The 24,722-nt window shown below is 60.4% G+C and carries 20 protein-coding genes; 1 reads left to right on the top strand and 19 read right to left on the bottom strand.

All coding sequences use genetic code 11. The features are described 5' to 3' along the window. Positions 1–13: 13 nt before the first annotated feature. From AACY52_RS09625 to hutC, 19 genes are all read right to left on the bottom strand, one after another. Positions 14–811: a transporter substrate-binding domain-containing protein gene (locus AACY52_RS09625; protein WP_339415527.1), complete on the bottom strand. Its 798-nt coding sequence runs from the start codon at positions 809–811 to the stop codon at positions 14–16. Between the two features lie 219 nt (positions 812–1,030). Beyond that, positions 1,031–1,831 carry a transporter substrate-binding domain-containing protein gene (locus tag AACY52_RS09620; protein WP_339415526.1) on the bottom strand — a complete coding sequence of 267 codons (801 nt, stop codon included), beginning with the start codon at positions 1,829–1,831 and terminating at the stop codon, positions 1,031–1,033. 186 nt (positions 1,832–2,017) lie between these two features. Continuing rightward, positions 2,018–4,588, bottom strand: coding sequence for a glucans biosynthesis glucosyltransferase MdoH (gene mdoH, locus AACY52_RS09615; protein WP_339560446.1), 2,571 nt, complete (start codon positions 4,586–4,588; stop codon positions 2,018–2,020). Continuing rightward, complete coding sequence (locus AACY52_RS09610) at positions 4,581–6,317, bottom strand: glucan biosynthesis protein G (RefSeq protein ID WP_339415524.1); 1,737 nt, start codon at positions 6,315–6,317, stop codon at positions 4,581–4,583. The genes mdoH and AACY52_RS09610 overlap by 8 nt, the downstream gene beginning before the upstream one ends. 267 nt (positions 6,318–6,584) lie before the next feature. Continuing rightward, positions 6,585–7,022: a D-aminoacyl-tRNA deacylase gene (gene dtd / locus AACY52_RS09605; RefSeq protein WP_339415523.1), complete on the bottom strand. Its 438-nt coding sequence runs from the start codon at positions 7,020–7,022 to the stop codon at positions 6,585–6,587. Next, positions 7,019–7,990, bottom strand: a complete 972-nt coding sequence (pip, locus tag AACY52_RS09600; RefSeq protein WP_339438074.1) for a prolyl aminopeptidase — start codon at positions 7,988–7,990, stop codon at positions 7,019–7,021. The genes dtd and pip overlap by 4 nt, the downstream gene beginning before the upstream one ends. A 103-nt stretch (positions 7,991–8,093) precedes the next feature. After that, entirely contained in the window at positions 8,094–9,023 is a 930-nt protein-coding gene (locus tag AACY52_RS09595; protein WP_339497321.1) for an alpha/beta hydrolase, read from the bottom strand. 38 nt (positions 9,024–9,061) lie between these two features. Continuing rightward, positions 9,062–9,997 (bottom strand): choline ABC transporter substrate-binding protein, encoded by a 936-nt coding sequence (gene choX, locus AACY52_RS09590; protein WP_339560445.1) that lies wholly within the window; start codon positions 9,995–9,997, stop codon positions 9,062–9,064. 211 nt (positions 9,998–10,208) lie between these two features. Further along, positions 10,209–11,009 (bottom strand): N-formylglutamate deformylase, encoded by an 801-nt coding sequence (hutG, locus tag AACY52_RS09585; protein ID WP_339427291.1) that lies wholly within the window; start codon positions 11,007–11,009, stop codon positions 10,209–10,211. Between the two features lie 11 nt (positions 11,010–11,020). Beyond that, a complete protein-coding gene (gene hutI / locus AACY52_RS09580) occupies positions 11,021–12,226 on the bottom strand; it encodes an imidazolonepropionase (RefSeq protein WP_339560444.1) in 1,206 nt (401 codons plus the stop codon). Between the two features lie 150 nt (positions 12,227–12,376). Beyond that, the gene (gene hutH / locus AACY52_RS09575; protein WP_339560443.1) at positions 12,377–13,915 is read right to left on the bottom strand and encodes a histidine ammonia-lyase; all 1,539 of its coding nucleotides are present in this window, start codon (positions 13,913–13,915) and stop codon (positions 12,377–12,379) included. A 33-nt stretch (positions 13,916–13,948) separates the two neighbouring features. Continuing rightward, on the bottom strand, positions 13,949–15,457 hold the full coding sequence (hutH, locus tag AACY52_RS09570) for a histidine ammonia-lyase (protein WP_339427382.1): 1,509 nt from the start codon (positions 15,455–15,457) through the stop codon (positions 13,949–13,951). A 136-nt stretch (positions 15,458–15,593) separates the two neighbouring features. Then, entirely contained in the window at positions 15,594–16,418 is an 825-nt protein-coding gene (locus AACY52_RS09565; protein ID WP_339415516.1) for a glycine betaine/L-proline ABC transporter ATP-binding protein, read from the bottom strand. Beyond that, on the bottom strand, positions 16,415–17,266 hold the full coding sequence (locus tag AACY52_RS09560; RefSeq protein ID WP_339415515.1) for a proline/glycine betaine ABC transporter permease: 852 nt from the start codon (positions 17,264–17,266) through the stop codon (positions 16,415–16,417). The genes AACY52_RS09565 and AACY52_RS09560 overlap by 4 nt, the downstream gene beginning before the upstream one ends. A 72-nt stretch (positions 17,267–17,338) precedes the next feature. Then, the gene (locus tag AACY52_RS09555) at positions 17,339–18,304 is read right to left on the bottom strand and encodes an ABC transporter substrate-binding protein (protein ID WP_339427293.1); all 966 of its coding nucleotides are present in this window, start codon (positions 18,302–18,304) and stop codon (positions 17,339–17,341) included. A 69-nt stretch (positions 18,305–18,373) separates the two neighbouring features. After that, positions 18,374–19,831, bottom strand: coding sequence for a cytosine permease (locus AACY52_RS09550; protein WP_339427294.1), 1,458 nt, complete (start codon positions 19,829–19,831; stop codon positions 18,374–18,376). An 85-nt stretch (positions 19,832–19,916) separates the two neighbouring features. Beyond that, on the bottom strand, positions 19,917–21,587 hold the full coding sequence (hutU, locus tag AACY52_RS09545; protein ID WP_339427295.1) for a urocanate hydratase: 1,671 nt from the start codon (positions 21,585–21,587) through the stop codon (positions 19,917–19,919). A gap of 342 nt (positions 21,588–21,929) precedes the next feature. Then, complete coding sequence (locus tag AACY52_RS09540) at positions 21,930–22,490, bottom strand: HutD family protein (RefSeq protein ID WP_339415511.1); 561 nt, start codon at positions 22,488–22,490, stop codon at positions 21,930–21,932. Beyond that, a complete protein-coding gene (gene hutC / locus AACY52_RS09535) occupies positions 22,487–23,197 on the bottom strand; it encodes a histidine utilization repressor (RefSeq protein WP_339427383.1) in 711 nt (236 codons plus the stop codon). The genes AACY52_RS09540 and hutC overlap by 4 nt, the downstream gene beginning before the upstream one ends. A gap of 147 nt (positions 23,198–23,344) precedes the next feature. Between hutC and AACY52_RS09530 the strand changes: the two genes are divergently transcribed. Then, complete coding sequence (locus tag AACY52_RS09530; protein ID WP_339560442.1) at positions 23,345–24,709, top strand: formimidoylglutamate deiminase; 1,365 nt, start codon at positions 23,345–23,347, stop codon at positions 24,707–24,709. Positions 24,710–24,722: the final 13 nt, after the last annotated feature.

Here is a 24,722-nt window from a genome sequence, read left to right as displayed (position 1 = left end):
TATTCAGCCTGGCTTATTCCATATCCTTGAGCCACTCGGAGCGCTTGAACCACTTGTCATGGATACGATCGTAGGTGCCGTCGTTGCGGATCTGGTGCAGGAAGTTGTTGATGAAGTTGATGCTGTCGTAGTCGCCTTTTTTCAGGCCAAACGCCAGGGGTTCGAAGGTGAACGGTTCTTCGAGGAACACCAGCTTGCCGCTACCGACTTTCTTCTGGGCAACCACGTTGTACGGTGCGTCATACACAAAGGCATCGGCCTTGCCGTTGACCACGTCCAGCACGCCTTCCTGCTCGTTATCGTAGCCGTGGTACTTGGCCTTGGAGATCAGCTTCTTGGCGACCATCTCGCCCGTGGTACCCAGCTTGGAGGTCAGGCGGTATTTCTCGTCGTTCAGGTCTTTGTAAGACTTGATGGTGCCTTCCAGCTCCTTGCGAATCAGCAGGGTCTGGCCGACCACGATGAAGGGCTCGCTGAAGTTCAGGCGCAGGTTGCGTTCCTGGGTCAGGGTCATGCCGCTGCCGATCATGTCGAACTTGCCGGTCAGGAAGGCCGGGATGATGCCGTCATAGCCAGTGGATACCAGCTCCAGCTTGACGCCCATGGACTTGGCCATGGCCTTGAGGATGTCGACTTCGAAGCCGATGATTTCACCGCGCTTGTCGGTCATTTCAAACGGCATGTAGGTCGGGTCCATGCCGACTTTCAGCGTGCCACGCTTGACCGCATCATCGATTGCGCCGGCCTGGGCCGCGTTGGCCGCGACCAGCGCGGTGACGCCAAGCAGCAGCATCGAAAGATACTTCTTCATCATCAAGTCCCCTGAACGATTCTTGTAAGGTCGGCGCGCAAAAGGGCTGCACCATTTCGGGGTGCGATCCTAACCCACTCGCCTCCCGCTACAAAGGTTTCACGGCTATTTGTTATCGGCGTATCTCGCAAAAGCCCAGCAACGCCAAGGCAAAGCGCACGCATAGACATTTGGGCAGAGCGCAGCAGTAACGGATTGATGTGTATAGAGTTATGACTTTCAGTCGATTTCCGCCATCCAGGCCGTGTCCTTAAACCACTTGTCGTGCAAGCGATCGTAGGTCCCATCCAGGGCAACCTGGTTGAGGAAGTGGTTGATCCAGTTGAGGCTGTCGAAATCGCCTTTCTTCAAGCCAAACGCCAGGGGTTCAAAGGTGAAGGGTTGCTCAAGCGCCAGCAGCGCGCTGTTTTCCGGGCGACTCAAGGCGATGAGGTTATAGGGTGCGTCATGAATAAAGGCATCGGCCTCGCCTTGCACCACTTGGCGCACGCCCTCTTCCGGCGTTGCAAAACTGCTGAGCCGGGCCGCCCCCAGAAACCGTCGCGCCGCTGACTCGCCGGTGGTGCCTTCGGCGGTAGCGATTCGGTAGCTGGCATCGTCCAGGTCTTCGACACTGGCGACCTTGCCCATGAGACGTGGATGCAGCAACACTGACTGACCGACCACGATGAACGAATCGCTGAAGTTCAGCTTAATGTTGCGTTCCTGGGTGACGGTCATACCGCTGCCGATCAGGTCAAAATTTTTCGCCTGCAACCCCTCCACCAACTCGTTGTAAGGCACTGCAACCAATTCAAGATCAACCCCCAAGGCCTGGCTCATGACCTTGAGCAGGTCGATTTCAAAGCCGACGATGCGCCCTTGTTTATCGGTCATTTCAAAGGGCATGTAAGTGGGCGTGGTGCCGACTTTCAGCACACCGCGTCGAACCGCGTCGTCAATCGCGCCTGCCTGTGCCAGGCCTATGTGAATCAATGCGACAGCGCCTATCAACAGCGCCGAACAATAGCCTTTGCTCATGAATACCCCAGTGGCCGAGTCAAATTCGGGGGCGATGCTAACTCAGCCACGGGCACGGCAATACGCCTTGGACGAGGGTCTTTTGTTTCGAAATAACAGAAGGTTAACGAGAGAGGGAAAAGCTTGGAAACGCTGTAGGATCAGCGTTTCGAACGCCCCCGAGGTGAGCCCTCGGGGGCGTCTGAATCAGGCCGGTTGGGCCTGGGATGGCAGCGGTTGCAGGGGTAGCAACGGCGCGTGCGGATCGGCCTTGATCGAGTCCCGCCAGGCGGCGAGCCACTCGGCATGGCCTTCGCTCCACACCTGCTCGTGCAGGCGAGCCAGGGCTACCGGGTCGCTGAGCAATGCCACGCGTTCGCCGTTGTTAAGGCCGGCTGGGCCGACTTTCAACGCATGACGCACACGCTCTGTACGCAGGTGCTCGATCGGCTCGGACTCACGGTGCCGTGAGGTCGCCAGGGCACACGCCAGGGCGTTTTGCTGTGGATCAACCACCGAGCGCACAAAGCCGTCGTTCAGCGCGTGCCAACGGTTTTCGTGAGTGTACTGCTCGGTCGACAGCAACGCCTGCGGTGGATTGTATTCCTCAGGGATCAGGAACAGGCTCTCGTCGCGGGACTTGAGGCCCAGGTTGACCCGACTGGAAATCACCGACACCGGAATCGACAGCATCAACGAGCCGACAATCGGCACCAGCCACCACAGGAAGCTTGGATTCAACCACACCACCAGCAAGGCCCAGAGGAAGCCGAGCAAGGTTTGCGTACCGTGGCGTTTGAAGGCTTCACCCCAGGTAGTCGAGTCGTCATCACGCTTGGGCGAGTTCCATGTCGCGGCCCAGCCGAGGAACGCGGCAAGCACGAAACGCGTGTGAAAAATCATCCGCACCGGCGCCAGCAGCATAGAGAACAGCATCTCCAGCAGCATCGACATCGTCACCTTGAACTTGCCACCGAACTCTTTCGCGCCCTTGGCCCAGATCAAAATGATGCTCAGCAGCTTGGGCAGGAACAGCAGCACGATGGTGGTGGAGAACAGCGCCACCGCCTTGTCCGGATGCCATTGCGGCCACAGCGGGTACAACTGGCGTGGCGCCATGAAGTACTGCGGCTCCATCAGCGTGTTCACCGCCAGCAGCGCCGTGGACAACACCAGGAACAGGAACCATAACGGCGCCGACAGGTAGGACATCACGCCGGTCAGGAACACCGCGCGGTGCACCGGGTGCATGCCTTTAACCAGGAACAGGCGGAAGTTCATCAGGTTACCGTGGCACCAGCGACGGTCACGCTTGAGTTCGTCCAGCAGGTTCGGCGGCAGTTCTTCGTAACTGCCCGGCAGGTCGTAGGCAATCCACACGCCCCAGCCGGCACGGCGCATCAGCGCTGCTTCAACGAAGTCATGGGACAGAATCGAACCGGCGAACGCGCCCTTACCTGGCAATGGCGCCAAGGCGCAGTGCTCGATAAACGGCTTCATGCGGATGATCGCGTTGTGACCCCAATAGTGGGATTCACCCAGCTGCCAGAAGTGCAGGCCGGCCGTGAACAGCGGGCCATAAACACGCGTGGCGAACTGCTGCATGCGCGCATACAGGGTGTCCATGCCCGACGCGCGTGGCGCGGTCTGGATAATCCCCGCATCCGGCGTGGCTTCCATCAGGCGCACCAGGCTGGTCAGGCATTCGCCGCTCATCACGCTGTCAGCGTCAAGCACGACCATGTATTTGTAGTCACCGCCCCAACGACGGCAGAAGTCGTCGAGGTTGCCGCTCTTGCGCTTTACCCGACGGCGACGACGGCGATAGAAGAGCTTGCCGAAACCACCGGCTTCGCGGCACACGTCGAGCCAGGCTTGCTGTTCGGCGATGCAGATGTCGGCGTCATTGCTGTCGCTGAGCACGAAGAAGTCGAAGCGATCCAGGTCACCGGTGGCGGCGACCGACTCGAACGTAGCGCGCAGGCCGGCAAATACCCGGGGCACGTCTTCGTTGCAGATCGGCATCACCAGCGCAGTGCGGGCGTCTTTCGGGATCGGCTCATCACCGGCACTTTTACCGGAGATGCGGTATTTATCGTGGCCAGTGAGCAGTTCCAGGAAGCCCATCAACGCGGTCCAGAAACCGGCCGACACCCAGCAGAACAAGATCCCGAACATGATCAGGATGCTGGTTTGCAGGGCGTAAGGCAGTACCTGGGTAGCGGTTTGCAGCAGGGTCTGGTTGCGGATCTCGTCGAAGTCAACGAGCGACCAGCCCTGGTACGGCATGATGCCTTTCATGTACCAGCCGGCCACGATGGTCTGGCCGAGCATCAGCACCAGTAGGATGTAACGGCGGATCGAGCCGACGGTACGCCAGCGGGCGGCCGGCAGTACGCGTTCATCCTTCGGCGGTGCCGGCGGATTGCTGCGGCCGGTGATACGGCGCCAGCCGCGCACCAGGATATTGGTGCGCCACGGCTCCGGAACCACACGGGTACGACGAATCGGCGGCGTGGCCTTGAGGCACACGCGACCGCTGGCGTCGAGCACCAGCATTTCGGCGTCTTGCAGCTCTTCGGCAGTGTTGAGGGTCAACCGGCGGCCAACCGACGCCTGGGCGGCTTCGACGGGCGCGTCGAACGTCGACGATGACAAGCGCTCGTGCAACTCGGTGAAGGATGTGCAGCCCGCCAGTTCGGCGCGCTGCTCAGCGGTCATCGGTAGATGCGCCAGGTACTCGGACAGAGTCTCGGGCATGGCTTGAGAATTACTCATCGGCAGGCAACTGATAGCTCCAGGTTTCGGTCAGGACTTGCTCGGTCTTGATCGGCTCCGGTGTGGCTGGGGCAGCTTCTGGCTGCTTGGCGTCCTTGTTTTTTGCGTCTTTCTTGGCCTGTTTCTCGTGTTGCTTGGCCAGAACCTTGTCGGCCTTGAGCACGTGGCTCGAGTCCTGCTCTGGGGCAGGCGGGGCAACGTCCTGCACCAGTGCCGCACGCATTTCGGTCGGCTTGCCTGCGTCCTTGATCTTCATGCGCAGGGTCAGGCGCCACCCTTTGGTGTGCTCGTTGTAGCGCACGCTGTTTTCAACCAGTTCGGCGTTGTCGCTGACACTGACCTGGCTGCGAACCGCGGCGTCCGACGGCAGAGCCTTGAGGGACGGGCCCTCGAAGTCGACCAGGTAGGCCACGCTGCCATCCGGCTGGCGGATCAGGTTGGACTGCTTCACGTCACCGGTGGAACGCAGGGTCTGCTTGACCCAGGCGCTGTCGGCCGGGTGCAAGGCTTTCTCGTCCATGGTCCAGTGCATGCGGTAGGAAACGTCCAGCGGCTGGCCCACTTCCGGCAGTTTTTCCGGGCTCCAGAAAGCAACGATGTTGTCGTTGGTTTCATCGGCAGTCGGAATCTCTACCAGGTTGACGGTGCCTTTGCCCCAGTCGCCCTCAGGCTCGATCCAGGCGCTTGGGCGCTTGTCGTAGTTATCGTCAAGGTCTTCGTAGTGGCTGAAGTCGCGACCACGTTGCAGCAGGCCGAAACCTTTCGGGTTCTCGACGGTGAAGTTGCTGACCGACAGGTGTTTAGGGTTGTTCAGTGGGCGCCAGATCCACTCGCCGTTGCCGGCATGGATCGAAAGACCGCTGGAATCGTGGAGCTCACGACGGTAGTTGAGCACTTTGGACGGCTGGTTCGCGCCGAACAGGTACATGCTGGTCAACGGGGCAACGCCCAGTTTGGTGACCTTGTCGCGCAGGAACATCTGGGATTTCACATCGACAATGGTGTCGGTGCCCGGACGCAGGATCAGGCGGTAAGCGCCGGTTGCGCGTGGCGAGTCCAGCAAGGCAAAGATCACCAGGTGTTTTTCACCCGGCTTCGGACGCTCGATCCAGAACTCGGTGAAACGCGGGAATTCTTCGCCGGAAGGCAATGCAGTGTCGATCGCCATGCCGCGGGCAGACAGGCCATAGACCTGACCTTTGCCGACCACGCGGAAGTAGCTGGCGCCCAGCATGGTCATGATTTCGTCTTGCTTGTCGTTCTTGTTGATCGGGTAAAGCACACGGAAACCGGCATAACCCAGCTGATCGGTGGCTTTAGGATCAAATTTCACGTCACCGAAATCGAAACGCGTCGGGTCGTACTTGATTTCATTGACGCTGTCGGCGGTGACTTCGTTGATTTTCACCGGCGTATCGAAGTGCATACCCTGGTGATAGAAGGACAACTTGAACGGGGTGTTCTGATCGGCCCACTCGGCCTTTTCGTTACGGAAACGAATCTTTTGATAGTCGGCGAATTTCATTTCGCGGAATTCGTTCGGCAGATTGCTGCGCGGAGCTTCGTATTTCTGCCCGGCCAGCTCTTTTGCCTTGGCCGACACATCATCCAGACTGAATGCCCACAGTTGACCCGCGCCGAACAGGCAAAACAGGGCGGAGCCCGTCACCAGTGCGTTTCGTAACCGTTTGGCAGACAATTTTGGTGCATTACAGGGACTAACAATCACGAGCAACCCTCGCCGAAAACAGATCAAAAAACCAACGGCCAGCTATCTATATGCCAGGTTGGCGAGCATTGTTCCGACTCCCCTGGGACAAAATGATTCCCCATGGGTTGTCGGACAAGTCTCTACCTAAATCAAAAATGGACCAAACAACGCTGATCCCCGTAGCGCGCGATTATCTAGTAGCCCGCGAGACAACGCATCAGGGACAACGAAGTATTTGTAGCGAAACCCTGCGTTTTTAGGCATTAAAAGTCGTTTTTAATACATTCACGTCTGCAAGAGGAAGGTGACAGGCCCGTCATTGACCAAATGCACCTGCATATCGGCGCCAAAACGCCCCGACGCCACCTTGCCATGCAATTGTTTCGCTTGTAACAGCAAGTGATCAAAAAGCGCCGCTCCCAGTGCCGGTGGGGCCGCTGTGGAGAAGCTCGGTCGCAGCCCGCTCTTGGTATCCGCCGCCAGCGTGAACTGCGACACCAGCAACAACCCACCGCCGATGTCCTTCAACGACAGGTTCATCTTGCCCTCGTCATCGCTGAACACCCGGTAGTTCAACAGCTTGTGCAGCAATTTGTCGGCGCTCTCGGGGGTATCTGAAGGTTCGACGGCGACCAGCACCAGCAAACCCTGATCGATTGCGCCGACGACTTCGCCCGCCACCTCTACGCGGGCGCTACGCACCCGTTGCAACAGGCCCTTCATGCTTCTTCTGGCGGCAGGTCGAGCAAGCGCCGTGCCATTTCGCTGGTCGCACGCACCAACGCATCGGTGATCCCGGGTTCGGACGCCGCATGACCGGCCTCGCGAATCACCTGCAGTTCACTGTTGGGCCAAGCCTGGTGCAGCTCCCAGGCGTTATCCAATGGGCAGATCATATCGTAGCGTCCATGAATGATGACGCCAGGCAGATGAGCGATCTTGTGCATATCACGGATCAGCTGATTGGGCTCCAGGAAGGAGTTGTTGGTGAAGTAGTGGCACTCGATCCGCGCGATGGATAGGGCGCGTTGCGGTTCGGAAAACCGCTCCACGTGCTGCGGGCTCGGGCACAGGCCCAGCATGCGCCCTTCCCAGCCGGACCAGGCCTTGGCCGCGTGCATCTGGGCGATCTGGTCGTTGCCGGTGAGGCGCTTGTGGTAAGCGGCGATCATGTCGTGGCGCTCTTCCGGTGGGATCGGCGCGATGTAATCCTGCCAGTAATCCGGGAACAGCCGGCTCGCACCGGCCTGGTAGAACCATTCGATATCCTGCGGACGGGCCAGGAATATGCCACGCACGATCAGACCAAGCACGCGCTCCGGGTGGGTTTGCGCGTAGGCCAGGGCCAGGGTAGAGCCCCAGGAACCGCCGAACAGCACCCATTTGTCGATCCCCAAATGTTCGCGGATACGCTCGAGGTCGGCGACTAGATCCCATGTGGTGTTGTTTTCCAGACTGGCGCGAGGCGTGGAGCGACCGCAGCCACGCTGGTCGAAGGTCACAATATGGTAAAGGTTCGGATCGAAATAACAGCGGCTCTGGGCGTCGCAACCGGAACCTGGGCCACCATGGATGAAGACGACGGGCAAGCCTTCGGGGGAGCCACTTTCATCGACGTACAGCGTGTGGGTGTCATCGACTGCCAGATCGTGCCGGGCGTAGGGTTTGATCTGCGGGTACCAAGTCTGCATTGCGCGCTCCGTAAGGGGTCGGGTTCATCCCTGGGGGGACGTCTTTTATTCTGCCGTCTGGCACTATAAACCCGAATTGTGCAATGAGCATGTCCTTGCGCGCTTAGACCTGTGTCAGCCCTTCTCTCCCCAGGTACTGCAACAGGCAATCGTAGAGCTGATCCACCTCCGGCGCCTGCCGCCGCGCCCGCAGGCAGCCGTGGACAAGGCCCTTCCCTGGATAAAGTACGCTGACCACGCCCGCCGCTTGCAGGCGTTCGGCGTAGAGCAGGCCGTCGTCACGCAGTGGGTCGAACTGGGCCACAGCAATGAATGCCTTGGGCAAACCGCTGAGATCTTCGGCCAACAGCGGCATGGCGTAGGGCGACGGGTTGCCACTGCCCCGCAGGTACAGCGCCAGATAGCTCTCGGTGTCGGCGCTGCTGAGCAGCGGCGCGTCCATGCAGTCGCGGCGCGACGGCAGGTCGGATGGGCCACCCAGGCCCGGATAGATCAACACTTGGGCGCGGGGCAGCGGTTGCCGATCATCACGCAGCCCCAGGCATAACGCCGCTGCCAGATTGCCGCCCGCGCTGTCACCGATCACCACCAGTTGTTGCTGATTGATAACGTGCGGCCCTTGCCCCGACTGGATCGCCTGCCACACCGCACGACAATCTTCGTACGCGGCCGGGAACGGATGCTCAGGCGCCAGCCGGTAATCGATGGCGATCACCAGCACCTGCAGAGCGCTGGCGAGTTCGAAACAGATGAAGTCATGGGAATCCAGGCCGCCGACGACCCAGCCGCCACCGTGTATATAGAGAAGACATGACCAACCACCCGCTGGGGCCGGCGTGAAGGGCATGTAACTGCGCACGCCCACGCCGGCCAGGGAAAAGTCCGTGATGGATAAGTTGTCGGGTGCCGGCGGGGTGAATGCCTGGCACATACGGTCGTAGGCCTGGCGCAATCCAGCAAGCGATGAGTCGTCGCTGGCGAAGGACTCGGTTTTTGCGACGAACGCGGCAAGCTGTGGAGAAATCGGATACATGCGCCAATATCCCTGACACAGTTGATCGGTGCAGGTTCTCAGAGCTCCAGGCTGGCTTGTACAGCTGCCACTGCGTCCGTGCCATCAAACGCCGTGACCCCGACCAGCCAGCGCTGCAGGTCCTCGGGATGATCGCGCAACCATTGCCGGGCCACGTCCTGGGGCGATTCGCGCGCCATGATCGGCACCATCAACTGGCTTTCCTGGGCGGCAGTGAAGGTGAGGTTTACCAACAAACGGTTGGCGTTGGGGCAACGTTCGGCAAAGTCTGGCGCAGTGACGGTAGAGACGGTGGCGCGGCCTTCGCTGGGGCCGAACACATCTTCACTGCCAGTGAGGTAAGCCATTTTCATGTTGATGTTCATCGGGTGCGGCGTCCAACCGACAAAGACCACGAACTCCTTGCGATTCACCGCGCGCTGCACCGCCGCCAGCATCCCCGCTTCGCCAGAGGCAATCAGCTTGAAGCCGCCCAGGCCGAAGCGGTTGGTGTCGATCATTTTCTGGATATCGGTATTCGCGCCACTGCCGGGCTCGATGCCATAGAGCTTGCCGCCCAGTTTGTCCTTGAAGCGAGCAATGTCGGCAAAGGTCTTCAGGCCGGCATCCGCTACGTATTGCGGCACGGCCAGGGTGGCCTGGGCGTCGGTGAGGCTGGGTTTGTCGAAGACTTTGACCTGCTTGGCCGCCAGGAACGGCGCGATGTTGTTGTCCATCGCCGGCTTCCAGTAGCCGAGGAAGATATCCAGGCGCTTGTCGCGGATGCCGGCAAAAATGATCTGCTGCACGGCGCTGGTTTGTTTGCTGTCGTAGCCCAGACCATTGAGCAGCACGTCAACCATGCCGGAAGTGGCGACCACGTCGGTCCAACTGACCACGCCCATGCGGATGTTTTTGCAGGAGGCCGGTTCGGCGGCCATGGCGTTGGCACCAATCAATAGGGCGCTGGTGAGGGTCAACAACAGTCTTTTCATGGATAAGGGCTCACTCGGCTGTTTTTAATGCACAACCCTACCCAGTGAAGCCTTGGTTGACACGACCTGTGGCGACCGGCAATTGCACTGCGGCGACTGTAAGGCCGCCTTCGCGAGCAAGCCCGCAGGTTGACCGAGTTGCAGCATAAAAATGCGGTCAAAATGTGGGAGCGGGCTTGCTCGCGAAGGCTATCGCTGCAGCACCGAAAATTTACCGGTAATGCGCTGGCCCCCAAGCCAGGAACCCTTCCAGCAATTGCTTCAGTACAACGCGCGTCGGCTCGGCCAGATCCGGGCGATAGCGGAACGGTTCGAACTCCTCCATATAGGTGCTCTGGCACAACTCCAACTGCACCGCATGAATATCCTGCGCCGGATCCCCGTAATGCCGAGTGATATGCCCGCCCTTGAAACGCCCATTGAGTACATGGGTGTATTGCGGATGTTGGGCGCAGATGGCTTCCAACTGGCTGGCCAGCTCGGGATCACAGGCAGCACCGTTGAACGTGCCGAGGTTGAAGTCCGGCAGCTTGCCATCGAACAGGTGCGGGATGACCGAGCGAATCGAGTGCGCATCAAACAGCAAGGCGTAGCCGAACTTGGCCTTGAGTCGCGCCAGCTCCTCTTGCAGCGTGCGGTGATACGGGCCCCAGACCTTTTGCAGGTAACTGGCGCGCTCCGCCTCGCTCGGTTCCAACCCTTCGCGGAACAATGACACGCCATCAAACAGCGTCGCCGGGTACAGGCCGGTGGTGGCGCCCACGTACAACGGCTTGTCGTCGGACGGCCGGTTCAAATCGATGACAAACCGCGAGTACTCCGCCGCCAGGGTGCTGGCGCCCAGCTCTTCGGCAAAGTCATAAAGCGTGGGGATGTGCCAATCGGTATCCGGCAGGCTTTGCGCCTCGGGGATCAATCCGGCCTCCACGGCGGGCGTCAGGCGCAGGCCGGCGTGGGGCATGCTGATCAGCAGCGGCACGCGGCCTTGTTTGAAGTTCAGAACCTTATCCACAGCAACACTCCTCAGACAGTGACATCGACGCCATGGCGCACGACGCGTTTATCCAGCTCGCCGCCCAGCCAGTAAGCCAGGTCGGCGGGACGATCAATCTGCCAGGCAACAAAATCCGCGACCTTGCCCGCTTCCAGGGAACCATGGGTGTCACCCATGCCCAATGCGGTGGCCGCGTGTTGCGTGGCGCCGGCCAACGCTTCTTCAGGGGTCATGCGAAACAGCGTGCAGGCCATATTCAGCATCAAGCGCACCGACAGCGCCGGCGAGGTGCCGGGGTTGAGGTCGCTGGCGATGGCCATTTTCACACCGTGCTTGCGCAGGGCCTCCATGGGCGGCAATTGGGTTTCACGCAGGAAGTAGAACGCGCCTGGCAGCAATACCGCGACGGTGCCAGAGGCGGCCATGGCGATGGCGTCTTCTTCGGTCATGAACTCCAGGTGGTCCGCCGACAACGCGTGGTAACGCGCAGCCAGGCTGGAGCCGTGCAGCGACGAGAGTTGCTCGGCGTGCAGCTTCACCGGCAGGCCCAGTTGCTGGGCGACTTTGAACACGCGCTCCACCTGCTCGGTGGAAAACGCCAGGTATTCGCAGAACGCATCCACCGCATCCACCAGCCCTTCTGCCGCCAAGGCCGGCAGCATCTCGGCGCAGATGTGGTCGATGTAGTCGTCGGCGCGGTCCTTGTACTCCGGCGGCAACGCATGAGCCGCCAGGCACGTGGCACGCACGCTGACCGGCAGCGCTTCGCCAAGGCGACGGGCGACCCGCAGCATTTTGCGTTCGTTGACCAAGTCCAGGCCATAGCCGGACTTGATCTCTACCGTAGTGACGCCGTCGCGCAGCAAACTGCGCAAGCGCTTGTGGGCGCTGGCAAACAGTTCATCCTCGGTCGCGGCACGGGTAGCGCGCACGGTGCTGGCAATGCCACCGCCCTTGGCCGCGATTTCGGCGTAGCTCACGCCTTCGAGGCGCTGCTCGAATTCGCCGCTACGGTTACCGCCAAACACCGTGTGGGTATGGCAGTCGATCAGCCCGGGGGTGACCCACGCGCCTTGCAGGTCATGCACCTGGGCGTAATCCGCCGTGGATACCTGGCTGCGGGGGCCGATCCACTGGATGAGTGAACCGGCAGTCACCATGGCGGCATCCTCGATGATCGAGTACTTGCCCTGGGCCATGGTTGCGACGTGGCAGTGTTGCCAGAGCGTTTTCATCAACGCCTCCCTAAGTTATCGATGAGACAAAGCCGCGTCGTAATGGACCTTGGGCGCCTGCCCTTGCTGGCGGTGTATCAGTCACACATGTATCAACTGACAGATTGCTATCGCAGGCAAGCCAGCGCCCACAAGGGGCCGGTGTCGCGCTTAAAGGCTCGGCAGCAGGTTGGCCGGTACCAACTCATTCAGGCAACGGCTGGCGAGCAGTTCGCTGGCGGCATTGATGTCCGGCGCAAAGAAGCGGTCTTTTTCATAAAACGCCACTTTCTCGCGCAGAATGCCGCGCGCCTTTTCTAACTTCGGCGAAGTTTTCAGGCCTTCGCGCAGGTCCAGCCCCTGGCACGCCGCCAGCCACTCAACCGCCAGAACGCCACGGGTGTTCTCGGCCATTTCCCACAGACGCTTGCCGGCAGCAGGCGCCATTGACACATGGTCTTCCTGGTTGGCTGAAGTCGGCAGGCTGTCGACACTGTGCGGGTGAGCCAGCGCCTTGTTCTCGCTGGCGAGTGCGGCGGCAGTGACTTGAGCGATCATGAAGCCCGAGTTGACCCCACCATTGCCCACCAGGAACGGCGGCAATTGCGACATGTGCTTGTCCATCATCAGCGAGATACGGCGCTCGCTCAGGGAACCGATTTCAGCGATCGCCAGCGCCATGTTGTCAGCGGCCATGGCCACGGGTTCGGCGTGGAAGTTACCGCCGGAAATCACATCGCCTTCAGCGGCAAACACCAGCGGGTTATCCGACACCGCGTTGGCTTCCACCACCAGCACTTCGGCGGCCTGGCGGAACTGGGTCAGGCAGGCGCCCATGACTTGTGGCTGGCAGCGCAGGGAGTACGGGTCCTGCACCTTGTCGCAGTTCTGGTGCGACTGAGAGACCTGGCTGTTTTCGCCCAGCAGGTCACGGTAGGCCGCTGCTGAATCGATCTGCCCACGCTGGCCACGTGCGGCATGAATACGTGCGTCGAACGGCGAGCGCGAACCGAGTACCGCTTCCACCGTGAGGGCGCCGCACGCGAGGGCGCCGGCGAACAGGTCTTCGCCTTCGAACAGACCACGCAAGGCATAGGCGGTGGACACCTGAGTGCCGTTGAGCAACGCCAGGCCTTCTTTGGCGGCGAGGGTCAACGGCGTGAGGCCGGCGACTTTCAGCGCGTCGGTGGCTTCCAGCCATTCGCCTTTGTAGCGCGCCTTGCCTTCGCCCAGCAGCACCAGGGACATGTGCGCCAACGGCGCCAGGTCACCGGAAGCACCGACCGAGCCTTTCAACGGAATATGCGGGTACACCTCGGCGTTGATCAGCGCGATCAGCGCGTCGATCACCTGGCGACGAATGCCAGAGAACCCACGGCTCAGGCTGTTGACCTTGAGCACCATGACCAGCCGCACCAGCGCATCGCTGATCGGCTCACCCACACCGGCGGCATGGGACAGCACCAGGGAGCGCTGGAGGTTTTCCAAGTCTTCGCTGGCGATGCGGGTCGAGGCGAGCAGGCCGAAGCCGGTGTTGATGCCATAGGCGGTGCGGTTCTCGGCGAGAATCTGCTCCACGCAGGCAACGCTGGCTTCGATCTGGGCCGAGGCGCTGTCATCCAGGCTGAGGGCTACCGGCTGCTGGTAGATGGCCCGCACTTGGGCAAGGCTCAGTTGGCCTGGAATCAGATTTAGCGCAGTCACATTCATACTCCTTGTGAATTGTTCTTTTGAATAACGTGTTCAGTGCAAATTAGGGAAAGCGGTGTCTTTGATCAGCTGGGCAGCGCTCGCAATATCCGGCGCCAGCCAACGGTCCTGCTCATAAGCAGGTACAACGTCACGCAGCAGGCGCCAGGCGCGGTCAGTGCCTGCACCGAAACGCTGGTCTTTGAGGAACTCAAACGCCTGGGCCGCCAGCAAGTACTCGATGGCGAGGATCTGCGTCACGTTGGCCAACACTTGGTGCAGCTTGAGCGCGGCGTTGGTGCCCATGCTCAGGTGGTCTTCCTGCAGGCCCGAGGTGACGAAGTTGTCGAGCACCGCCGGTTGCGCCAGTTGGCGGTTTTGCCCGCACAGCGAGGCGGCGACGTACTGCACGATCATCATCCCGGAGTTGACTCCCGGGTTGCTGACCAGGAACGCCGGCAAGCCACTGACGTGCGGGTTAATAAGGCGATCCAGGCGGCGTTCGGCCACCGAACCGATTTCGGCCATGGCGATGGCGAGCATGTCTGCCGCCAATGCGACGGATTGGCCGTGAGGATTGGCCTGGGACACCACGCGGTAGTGGTCCGGCGTGCCGAGCAGCAGCGGGTTGTCGGTGGCGCTGTTGAGTTCAGTCTCAATCTGCCGCGTGGCGTGCTCCACCTGGTCGCGCGCCGCGCCGTGGATTTGCGGGATTGAGCGGATGCTCAGCGCGTCCTGGGTGCGAATGCCTTGGCTGCTGGCAATCACTTCACTGCCATCGAGCAAGGCGCGCAGGTTGATACCCACGTGTTGCATGCCAGGGTGCGGCTTGAGCGCGATGATTTCTTCATCGAAGGCATCGATCTGACCGCGCTGGGCTTCGAAGCTCATGGCACCGATCACGTCGGCCCATTGCAGCAAGTGATGCGCGTCGGCCAGGGTCAGGCAGCTCAGCCCGGTCATGCATGGCGTGCCGTTGACCAGGCACAGGCCGTCCTTGGCGCCAAGCACCACCGGCTGCAAACGTTCAGCCGCCAGGGCTTCTTGCGCCGAGACGATCTGGCCGCGATAACTCACCGTGCCAACACCCAGCAAGGCCACACCGACGTGGGCCATATGGGTCAGGTAACCCACCGAACCCTGGGACGGCACTTGCGGTGTGATGCCGTGGTTGAGCAACGCCAGCAGCGAATGCACCACCTGCGGATGCAGGCCGGACTTGCCGTGGCTGTAGTTGATGAGGGCGGCACAGATGATCGCGCGCGTCTGTTCATCGCTGAGCACCGGGCCGACGCCACAGGCATGGCTGAGCAGGGTATTGCGCGACAGTTGGCTGAGTTGTTCGCCCTTGAGCGACACATTGCACAGTGCGCCCAGGCCGGTGCTCACCCCATAGGCGCGCTCGCCGCTGGTAACGATGCGCTGCACGATGGCCTGGGCATTGTCGATGCGCGCCCAGGCTTGGCCCGACAGCTCAAGCATCGCGCCGTGGCGGGCAACGGCGACTATGTCTTGCCAGCGCAATGGCGTATCGGCGATGGTGATTTTTGTTGCCTGGGACATCTTCATACCTTCTTCATTCTTGTGCAGCTTTGCCGGCCTCTTCGCGGGCAAGCCCGCTCCCACATTTGGAATGCGTTCCCCCTGTGGGAGCGGGCTTGCTCGCGAAGAGGCCGGCCAACTCACCACAAAACCCGGGTCAGACCACCGCCGCCCGCCGCTGAACAAACCGATCCACATACTCATCCGCCGGCGAATGCAAAATCTCGCGCGGGGTGCCGACCTGGATCAGCTTGCCGTCCTTGAGGATCGCAATGCGGTTGCCTATGCGCACGGCTTCGTCGAGGTCGTGGGTGATGAACACGATGGTCTTGTGCAAGGTCTTTTGCAGTTCCAGCAGTTGGTCTTGCATCTCGGCGCGGATAAGCGGGTCGAGAGCGCTGAAGGCTTCATCCATCAGGATGATGTCGGTGTCAGCCGCCAATGCACGGGCCAGGCCGACGCGCTGGCGCATGCCGCCGGAAAGCTGGTGCGGGTATTTATTTTCGTAGCCTTTGAGGCCCACGGTTTCGATCCAGTGCAAGGCGCGCTCGGCGCACACCTGCTTGGTTTCGCCACGCACTTTCAGGCCGTAGGCAACGTTGTCGAGCACGCTCTTGTGCGGCAGCAGGCCGAAGCTCTGGAACACCATGCTGATCTTGTGCCGACGGAATTGGCGCAGGGCTTCCATGTCCAGTTTCAGAATGTCTTCGCCGTCCACCAGGATCGCGCCGCTGGTAGGGTCGATCAGGCGGTTGAAGTGGCGCACCAACGTGGATTTGCCGGAACCCGACAGGCCCATGATCACGAAGATCTCGCCAGTGCCGATGCTCAGCGACAGGTCATTCACGCCGACCACGCAGCCGGTCTCAGCCAGGACCTGATCCTTGGTCTTGCCCTGCCCAACCATCGCCAAGGCCTCCTTGGATCGGTTGCCGAAGATCTTGAAGACGTTTTTAACTTCGATTTTGCTGACAGTAGTCATTTGCTCGCCTCATGCCGTGGACGACCATAGGCCTGGGTAATGCGGTCGATGACCACTGCGAGAATCACGATCGCCAGCCCGGCTTCAAGACCACGGCCAACGTTGAGGGTCTGGATGCCGACGAGCACGTCTTCACCCAAGCCACGGGCGCCGATCATCGAGGCGATGACCACCATCGACAACGCCATCATCGTGGTCTGGTTGATCCCGGCCATGATGCTGGGCAATGCCAGCGGCAGTTGCACGCCGAACAGTTGCTGCCAGCGGTTGGCACCAAAGGCGTTGATGGCTTCCATGACTTCGCCGTCGACCTGGCGAATGCCTAAGTCGGTCAGGCGAATCAACGGCGGCACGGCGTAGATCACCGTGGCGAAAATCGCCGGGACCTTGCCCAGGCCGAACAGCATCAGCACCGGGATCAAGTACACGAAACTCGGCATGGTTTGCATGATGTCGAGCAGCGGCATCAGCACCGAACGCAGGCGATTGCTGCGCGCCGACAGAATGCCCAGCGGAATGCCGATCAACACCGAGATCACGGTGGCGACCATCATCAATGCGAGGGTTTGCATCAGCTTGTCCCACAGGCCAACCGCGCCCACCAGGAACAGCAAACCGACGATAACCGCCGTGGTCACCACCTTGCGCGTGGCGTGCCAGGCCAGCGCACCGACGATCGTCAGCATCAACCACCAGGGCGCCGCACGCAGCATCCCTTCCAGGTTGACGATGGCCCACAGCAGGGTATCGGAAATGTGCCGGAACACATCACCGTAGTTGGTGACCAATGAATCCACCCAACCGTTGACCCAGTCGGCGATGGAAAACGTAAAACTCTCAGGAAACATAGCGTGCTCTCGATCCAATGGGTTGTGGCCGGCTGTCCGACCAGCCCCTTAGGGTAGCCGGACAGGCTTGACCTACAAGGCCGCGTCGATTTTCTTGGCTGCGTCTTCGCTCACCCACGCATGCCAGACTTCAGGATGTTCCTTGAGGAATATTTTCGCCAGTTTCGGCGACTCAATTCGCTCCTTGGCCATACGACCCAGGTTCTGGTTCAGCAGGTCGATCGGCAGGTTGACCTTTTCCAGCACGGCCACCAGTTCCGGCGCTTGCTCGTGGAAAGCCTTGGACAGGCCGACCTTGATGCTCACGCTCTTATCCACGCCGGGTTTTTCTTCCAGCTTGACCAGGTCGACCTGGCCCATCAGCGGGGTCGGCGACCAGTAGTAAAACAGGATCGGTTCGCCACGCTTGTAGCTCGACAGCACCGCCGCATCCAGCGCCGGGCCGGTGCCTGGGCGGAAGTTGGTGTAGGTGCTTTCCAGGCCATAGCTCTTGAGCATTTCGCTGTTGTCCAGCTCGCAGGTCCAGCCAGCCGGGCAGTTGTAGAAGCGACCCTTGGACGGTTCTTCCTGGTCCTTGAACACCGAGGCGTACTTGGCCAGGTCGGCGATGGTTTTCAAGCCCGGGGCCTTGGCTTCCAGCTTGCGCTTGGCGTCGCCTTCGATCACATAGCGCGGCACGTACCAGCCTTCGATAGCACCGACAACAGGCGCGCCGACACCGACGACTTTGCCGGCCTTCTCGGCCTTGTTCCAGACCTCGCTGCGGCCGACCCACTCTTCGGCAAACACTTGGATATCATTGCTGCTCAGGGCGTTTTCCATGGTGATGGAGTTGCCTGGCAGGCTGTCGGTTTTGCAGTCGTAGCCTTTTTCCAACACGGTTTGCAGGATGTCAGTAAGCAACATGCCGCTTTCCCAGTTCAGGCCGGCGAATTTCACCGGTTTGCCGGATTCGCACCAGCCCGCCGCCTGGGCGCCAACGCTCGCCAGCACGCCCGCAGAGAACAGTGTGGCCAACAAGGTCTTATGCATTTTCATTGTTGTGACGCTCCCAATTTTGAAATGGATTACGGCAGTCAGTAGGCGTCCTGCCCTGTCCACGTCCCATCAGGCTTGTGCAGCCAGCCCGTTTGTTGTTGGTATGGCGCCCTGCTCTACTGGCAGGATCAATTGATTGGGCACCGTGCCGTGCCATTTTTTCGCACACACGTAGTACAAGGCTGCGGGAAGCACCAGCCCGATGATCCAAGAGATATCCACATCACCCAGCGCAGCCACCAGCGGACCTGTGAAGAACTGGGTGGAGATAAATGGCAACTGCACCAGCACGCCGAACACATACACGCTGATACCGAGCAGGTTCCAACGGCCGTAGCGACCGTTAGGGTCGGCCAGCGCCGGCACGTCATAGCGCTCGCGGGTAATGCAGTAGTAGTCGACCAGGTTGATCGCGCTCCATGGCGTAAAGAACGCCAGCAGGAACAGGATGAAAGACTTGAACGCGCCGAGGAATGAGTGCTGACCGAGCAACGCGATCAGGGTCGCCGTACCGACAATCACCAGCACAAACACCAGACGCTGCAGGCGCGTGACCTCCAGGCGGCCACGCAAGCCGCTGATGATGGTCGCGATGCACATGAAGCTGCCGTAGGAGTTCAGCGTGGAGATGGTGACCTTGCCGAACGCGATGCTGAAATACAGCAGCGCAGCGGTGGCGCCGGTACCGCTCAACCCCACGATGTAGGCCACTTCGTGACCGGCAAATTGCCCATTGGACATGGCCGCGGCAAACACGCCAAGGGTCATCGCCACCTGTGCCCCAATCACCGACCCCGCGCCAGCCGCGAAAAATGTCTTCACCGAAGACGTCTTGCTCGGCAGATAGCGTGAATAGTCAGCCACATAAGGGCCGAAGGCGATCTGCCAGGAGGCCGCGAGCGACACCGCCAGCAGGAAGCTGCTCCAGCTGAAGTGGCGGATTTGCAGGAGCGCGCCAACGTCGGTCTGGCCTATCAGACGGCTGAACAGGTAGATAAAGGCAATCACCCCAATGACGCTGGCGACACGCCCAATGAAATGGATCACCCGGTAACCCAGCACCGTGACCAGCACGATGACACTGGCGAAGATCAGGATCCCGACGCTGTCGCTGACACCGAACAACTGGCCCAGCGCCTGACCGGACAGCACGGTGCCGGTGGCGGTAAAACCGAGGTACATCAAACAGACCAGCACAATCGGAATAGCCGCGCCATACACACCGAACTGCACCCGGCTGGAGATCATCTGCGGCAGGCCCAGCTTGGGCCCTTGCGCCGCATGCAGCGCCATCACGCCGCCGCCAATCAGTTGGCCTATCAGCAAACCGATCAACGACCAGAACACATCACCGCCCAGCACCACGGCCAGGGCCCCGGTGACAATGGCGGTGATTTGCAGGTTGGCACCCATCCACAGGGTGAACTGGCTCAATAGACGACCGTGTCTTTCCGCTTCCGGGATGTAGTCGATCGAACGCCTTTCGATCAACGGGGTGGTGCTTGCACGTGCGTCATTTGCAACCATGGATGTTCAACCTCTGATGGATTGTTCATAAAGCCTGTGTAAAACCGCTTTTTTGTGGGAGCTGGCTTGCCCGCTCCCACATGGGTTATTTGATCATCGGGAGATTGAGGCCCTGCTCCTTGGCGCAGTCGATCGCGATCTGGTAACCCGCATCCGCATGACGCATCACCCCGGTGGCCGGGTCGTTATGCAGCACGCGGGCGATCCGCTCAGCCGCTTCGTCGGTACCGTCGCAGACGATGACCATGCCGGAGTGCTGGGAGAAGCCCATGCCCACGCCGCCGCCGTGGTGCAGCGAAACCCAGGTCGCGCCACTGGCAGTGTTGAGCAAGGCGTTGAGCAGCGGCCAGTCGGACACGGCGTCGGAACCGTCCTGCATGGCTTCAGTTTCGCGGTTCGGGCTGGCGACCGAGCCGGAATCGAGGTGGTCACGACCAATCACCACCGGTGCCGACAGCTCGCCGCTGCGTACCATTTCGTTGAACGCCAGGCCGAGCTTGGCGCGCTGGCCCAGCCCAACCCAGCAGATACGCGCCGGCAGGCCCTGGAAGCTGATGCGCTCGCGGGCCATGTCCAGCCAGTTGTGCAGGTGCGCGTCGTCGGGGATCAGCTCTTTGACTTTGGCGTCGGTCTTGTAGATGTCTTGCGGGTCGCCGGACAGTGCAGCCCAACGGAACGGGCCGATGCCACGGCAGAACAGTGGGCGGATGTACGCCGGTACAAAACCTGGGAAATCGAAGGCATTTTCTACGCCTTCTTCCTGGGCCATCTGGCGGATGTTGTTGCCGTAGTCGAAGGTCGGGATGCCTTGTTTCTGGAATTCCAGCATGGCTTTGACGTGCACGGCCATCGACTGCTTGGCGGCCTTGATTACGGCAGCCGGTTCGGTCTTGGCGCGGGCGCGGTATTCGTCCCAGGTCCAGCCGGCCGGCAGGTAGCCGTTGAGTGGGTCGTGGGCGCTGGTCTGGTCGGTGACCATGTCCGGGCGCACGCCACGCTTGACCAGTTCAGGCAGGATCTCTGCGGCGTTACCCAACAGGGCGATGGAGATAGCCTTGCCTTCCTGGGTGTATTTGGCGATGCGCGCCAGGGCGTCGTCGAGGTCTGTGGCTTGCTCGTCGACATAGCGGCTGCTGAGGCGGAAATCGATGCTGACCTGCTGGCACTCGATGTTCAGCGAGCACGCGCCGGCCAGGGTTGCAGCCAGTGGTTGCGCGCCGCCCATGCCGCCGAGGCCGGCGGTGAGGACCCAACGGCCGGTCAGGTCGCTGTTGTAATGCTGGCGACCGGCTTCGACGAAGGTTTCGTAGGTGCCTTGGACGATGCCCTGGCTACCGATGTAGATCCAGCTGCCGGCGGTCATCTGGCCGTACATGGCCAGGCCCTTGGCATCCAACTCGTTGAAGTGTTCCCAACTGGCCCAGTGCGGCACCAGGTTGGAGTTGGCGATCAGCACGCGCGGGGCGTTGCTGTGGGTCTTGAACACGCCAACCGGCTTGCCGGATTGCACCAGCAGGGTTTCGTCATCATTCAGGTTGGTGAGGCTCTCGACGATCTGGTCATAGCACTCCCAGTTACGCGCCGCACGGCCGATACCGCCGTATACCACCAGTTCTTTAGGGTTCTCGGCCACTTGTGGGTCGAGGTTGTTCATCAGCATGCGCAGCGGCGCTTCAGTCAGCCAGCTTTTGGCGGTGAGCTTGTTACCGTGGGCGGCGCGGATTTCTACGTCACGGTACTTGGTTGGCTTAGTCACAAAAAACTCCTCGGCGATTGATGCGCATACTTTGTTGGTGCGAAGTGGGCTCTTACGCACACACCTTTACTTGTACATACAAGCATATGCAATCAAGCGGCCAACTTTCTAAGAGAGCTGTCGAGAATTTTTGGTGATGCGTGCTCGAGCCTTGGAAATTAAGCCTTATAGGCTTGATGAAATTTCTTACGGAAGGCTTTTGCTGCGAGGGAGGTTTGTCACGACAATGTAGTTCTGCGCCACGCTGGGGCATTCAGTAACAAACTGGTGCAGAGACTGGAAACAGATTTAATGTTCCCCACAAAACAATTGTGGGAGCTGGCAAGCCAGCCCCCACATTTTTTAACCGCGTGCGGTCAGTTCGATGATGCAGCTACGGCCGGCGACGGAAATATCCAATAGGCCAGTGTTACCGTCGATTTGCAGGCAATCGTGATGCCCCAATTTCTCGTCCAGCACCTTCACCTCATCGGCAACGCTGAACACCAACACCGTCTGCGCCGTACTGAAGAAACGCTGCACACCGTCGGTCCATTGCAGCCGCGCGTGGTAACGCTGCGGCGAATAGATCAGGTTGAAATCGCGGATGGGCCCTGTGATCAATCGGCACTCCACCTGGCTGTCACCCTTGAACGCAAAAGGTTGCAGCGGTAACAACCCGCGCTGTTCTTCGCCATCCACGGTCAGCACCATGCCGGCGCCTTTGATCACGGTGATCACCCGATGGTAGCCGGCGAAGATGGAAAAACCGCCCGATTGCGCAATATCCGCAATCGACAGGCGCCAGCCAAAGCCATCCAGGTCTACGCCGGCATCACGGGCAATTTCTTCGGTACTGCCGCCGCCGTTTTTCCAGGGCATGCGCACATAATCGGCAGCGCGCCAGACTTTTACGGAACTCATTTACTGAAACGTCCTTCCAGGCTGTGACGCGAGCCGGGGTGGATCAAACGTGCGGCCGTCACCGGCTGGCGGCCCGACCAGGTGCGTCGACGGATCAACAGGCACGGTTCGCTGGGCTCGATCTGCAGCAACTTGCATTCGGCGGCGTCAGCGAGGATCGCTTCGACCACGTGCTCGCCTTCGGTCAACGGTGCAACCTGGTTCAAGTAGGCGTAGGGCGTTTGCTGGGTGAAATCCTGTTGCAGGTATTCCGGGGCGACCAGTGCATTGACGAAACGGTCTTCGATTTGCACGGGAATATCATTCTCGAAGTGCACGATCAACGAGTGGAACACCCGCCCGCCTTCGCGCATTTCCAGCGCGACGGCGCGCTCGGAACCGGCAGCTTCTTCGCCCAAGGTGATGACTTGGCAGGTGTGTCGATGACCGCGAGAAGCGATCTCATCGGCAATATTGTGCACTTCAAACAGCGCGGACTGGCTCTTGGGCTCAGCGACGAAGGTACCGACGCCCTGCATGCGCACCAACAAGCCCTCGGCGGTGAGCTCGCGCAGGGCGCGGTTGATAGTCATGCGGCTGAAACCCAACTGGCTGACCAGTTCGCTCTCCGACGGCACACGGTAGTGAGGCGGCCAGTTGCCGTGGAGGATCTGCTGGCTGATCATTTGTTTGACGCGGGCATACAAGGGCGCCGGACTTTCGTCCATGTGGGCAGCCAGCGAAGACTTGGCAGGCGGAGTCGGCACAGGGAATCCTTGCAGGGGAAAAAGATGCATAGATTGCCGGAGTTTACCGAGCAGGCAAACGTCTGTATATGTATATACAAATAAACACACGACTGGGGTGCCTTGATCATGTCCGCTTTCTTTGCCGAACGCGCGCTGCTGCCTAATGGATGGGCCAACGATGTACGTCTTGAAGTCAGCGCAGATGGGGTGCTGACAAGAGTTGAGGCCAATGCCAGCGCAGACGCTGCGGAACGGCTGAGAGGCCCGGTGTTGGCGGGCATGCCGAACCTGCACTCCCACGCTTTCCAGCGCGCAATGGCAGGTTTGGCAGAAGTGGCCGGAAACCCGAATGACAGTTTCTGGACCTGGCGCGATTTGATGTACCGCATGGTCGGCAAGATCAGTCCGGAGCAATTGCACGTCATCGCGCGCCAGCTGTACATCGAGATGCTCAAGGCCGGTTACACCTCGGTGGCCGAATTTCACTATGTGCACCACGATGTCAACGGCCAGCCGTATGCCGACCGCACGGAGCTGTCGCGGCAGATCAGCCAGGCAGCGACCAGCAGTGGCATTGGCCTGACATTGGTGCCTGTGCTTTACACCCACTCCGGGTTTGGCGGCCAGGCACCGAATGAAGGCCAGCGGCGGTTTATCAACAGCACTGAAAACTATCTGGACCTGCAGGCGCGGCTGAAACCGATCCTGGCGGCACAGCCGGCGCAGCAGTTAGGGTTGTGTTTCCACTCGCTGCGCGCCGTCACGCCCGAGCAAATCCATGCAGTGCTGGCCGCCAGCGACAAGGCGTGCCCGGTGCACATCCACATTGCCGAACAGCAGAAAGAAGTCGACGACTGCCTGGCCTGGAGCGGAAAGCGCCCGCTGCAATGGCTGTATGACAATGTCGAGGTGGATGAACGCTGGTGCCTGGTGCATGCCACGCATGCAGATCTTGAAGAGGTCACGCGCATGGCCAAGAGCCGCGCAATTGCCGGTTTGTGCATGACTACCGAGGCTAACTTGGGTGACGGGATTTTCCCGGCCGTGGATTTTCTCGCCCAAGGCGGACGCATGGGCATCGGTTCCGATAGCCATGTGTCACTGAGCGTGGTGGAGGAATTGCGCTGGCTCGAATATGGCCAGCGCCTGCGCGATCAAAGGCGTAACCGCCTGTATCGCAGTGATCAACCGATGGTGGGTCGCACGCTGTTTGACGCGGCGCTGGACGGCGGCGGCCAGGCATTGGGACAGCCGATTGGCCGATTGGAAGTGGGTAAACGTGCGGATTGGCTGGTACTGGATGGCAATGATCCGTACCTGGCGACGGCAAGCGAAGACGGGATTTTGAATCGCTGGTTGTTTGCCGGTGGGGATCGGCAGGTGCGTGATGTGCTGGTGAACGGGAAGTGGGTGGTGCGGGATGGGCGGCATGCCGGCGAGGAAGAAAGTAGCCGGGCCTTCACCCAAGTCTTGAGAGATTTGCTGAGTTAATAACCCCCTAAAA

Source organism: Pseudomonas sp. EA_65y_Pfl1_P113 (assembly GCF_963970525.1).
Taxonomy (GTDB): Bacteria; Pseudomonadota; Gammaproteobacteria; order Pseudomonadales; family Pseudomonadaceae; genus Aquipseudomonas; species Aquipseudomonas tritici.
The sequence above is the reverse complement of the archived record's forward strand: the minus strand, read 5'-3'. Positions and strand labels throughout refer to the sequence as shown.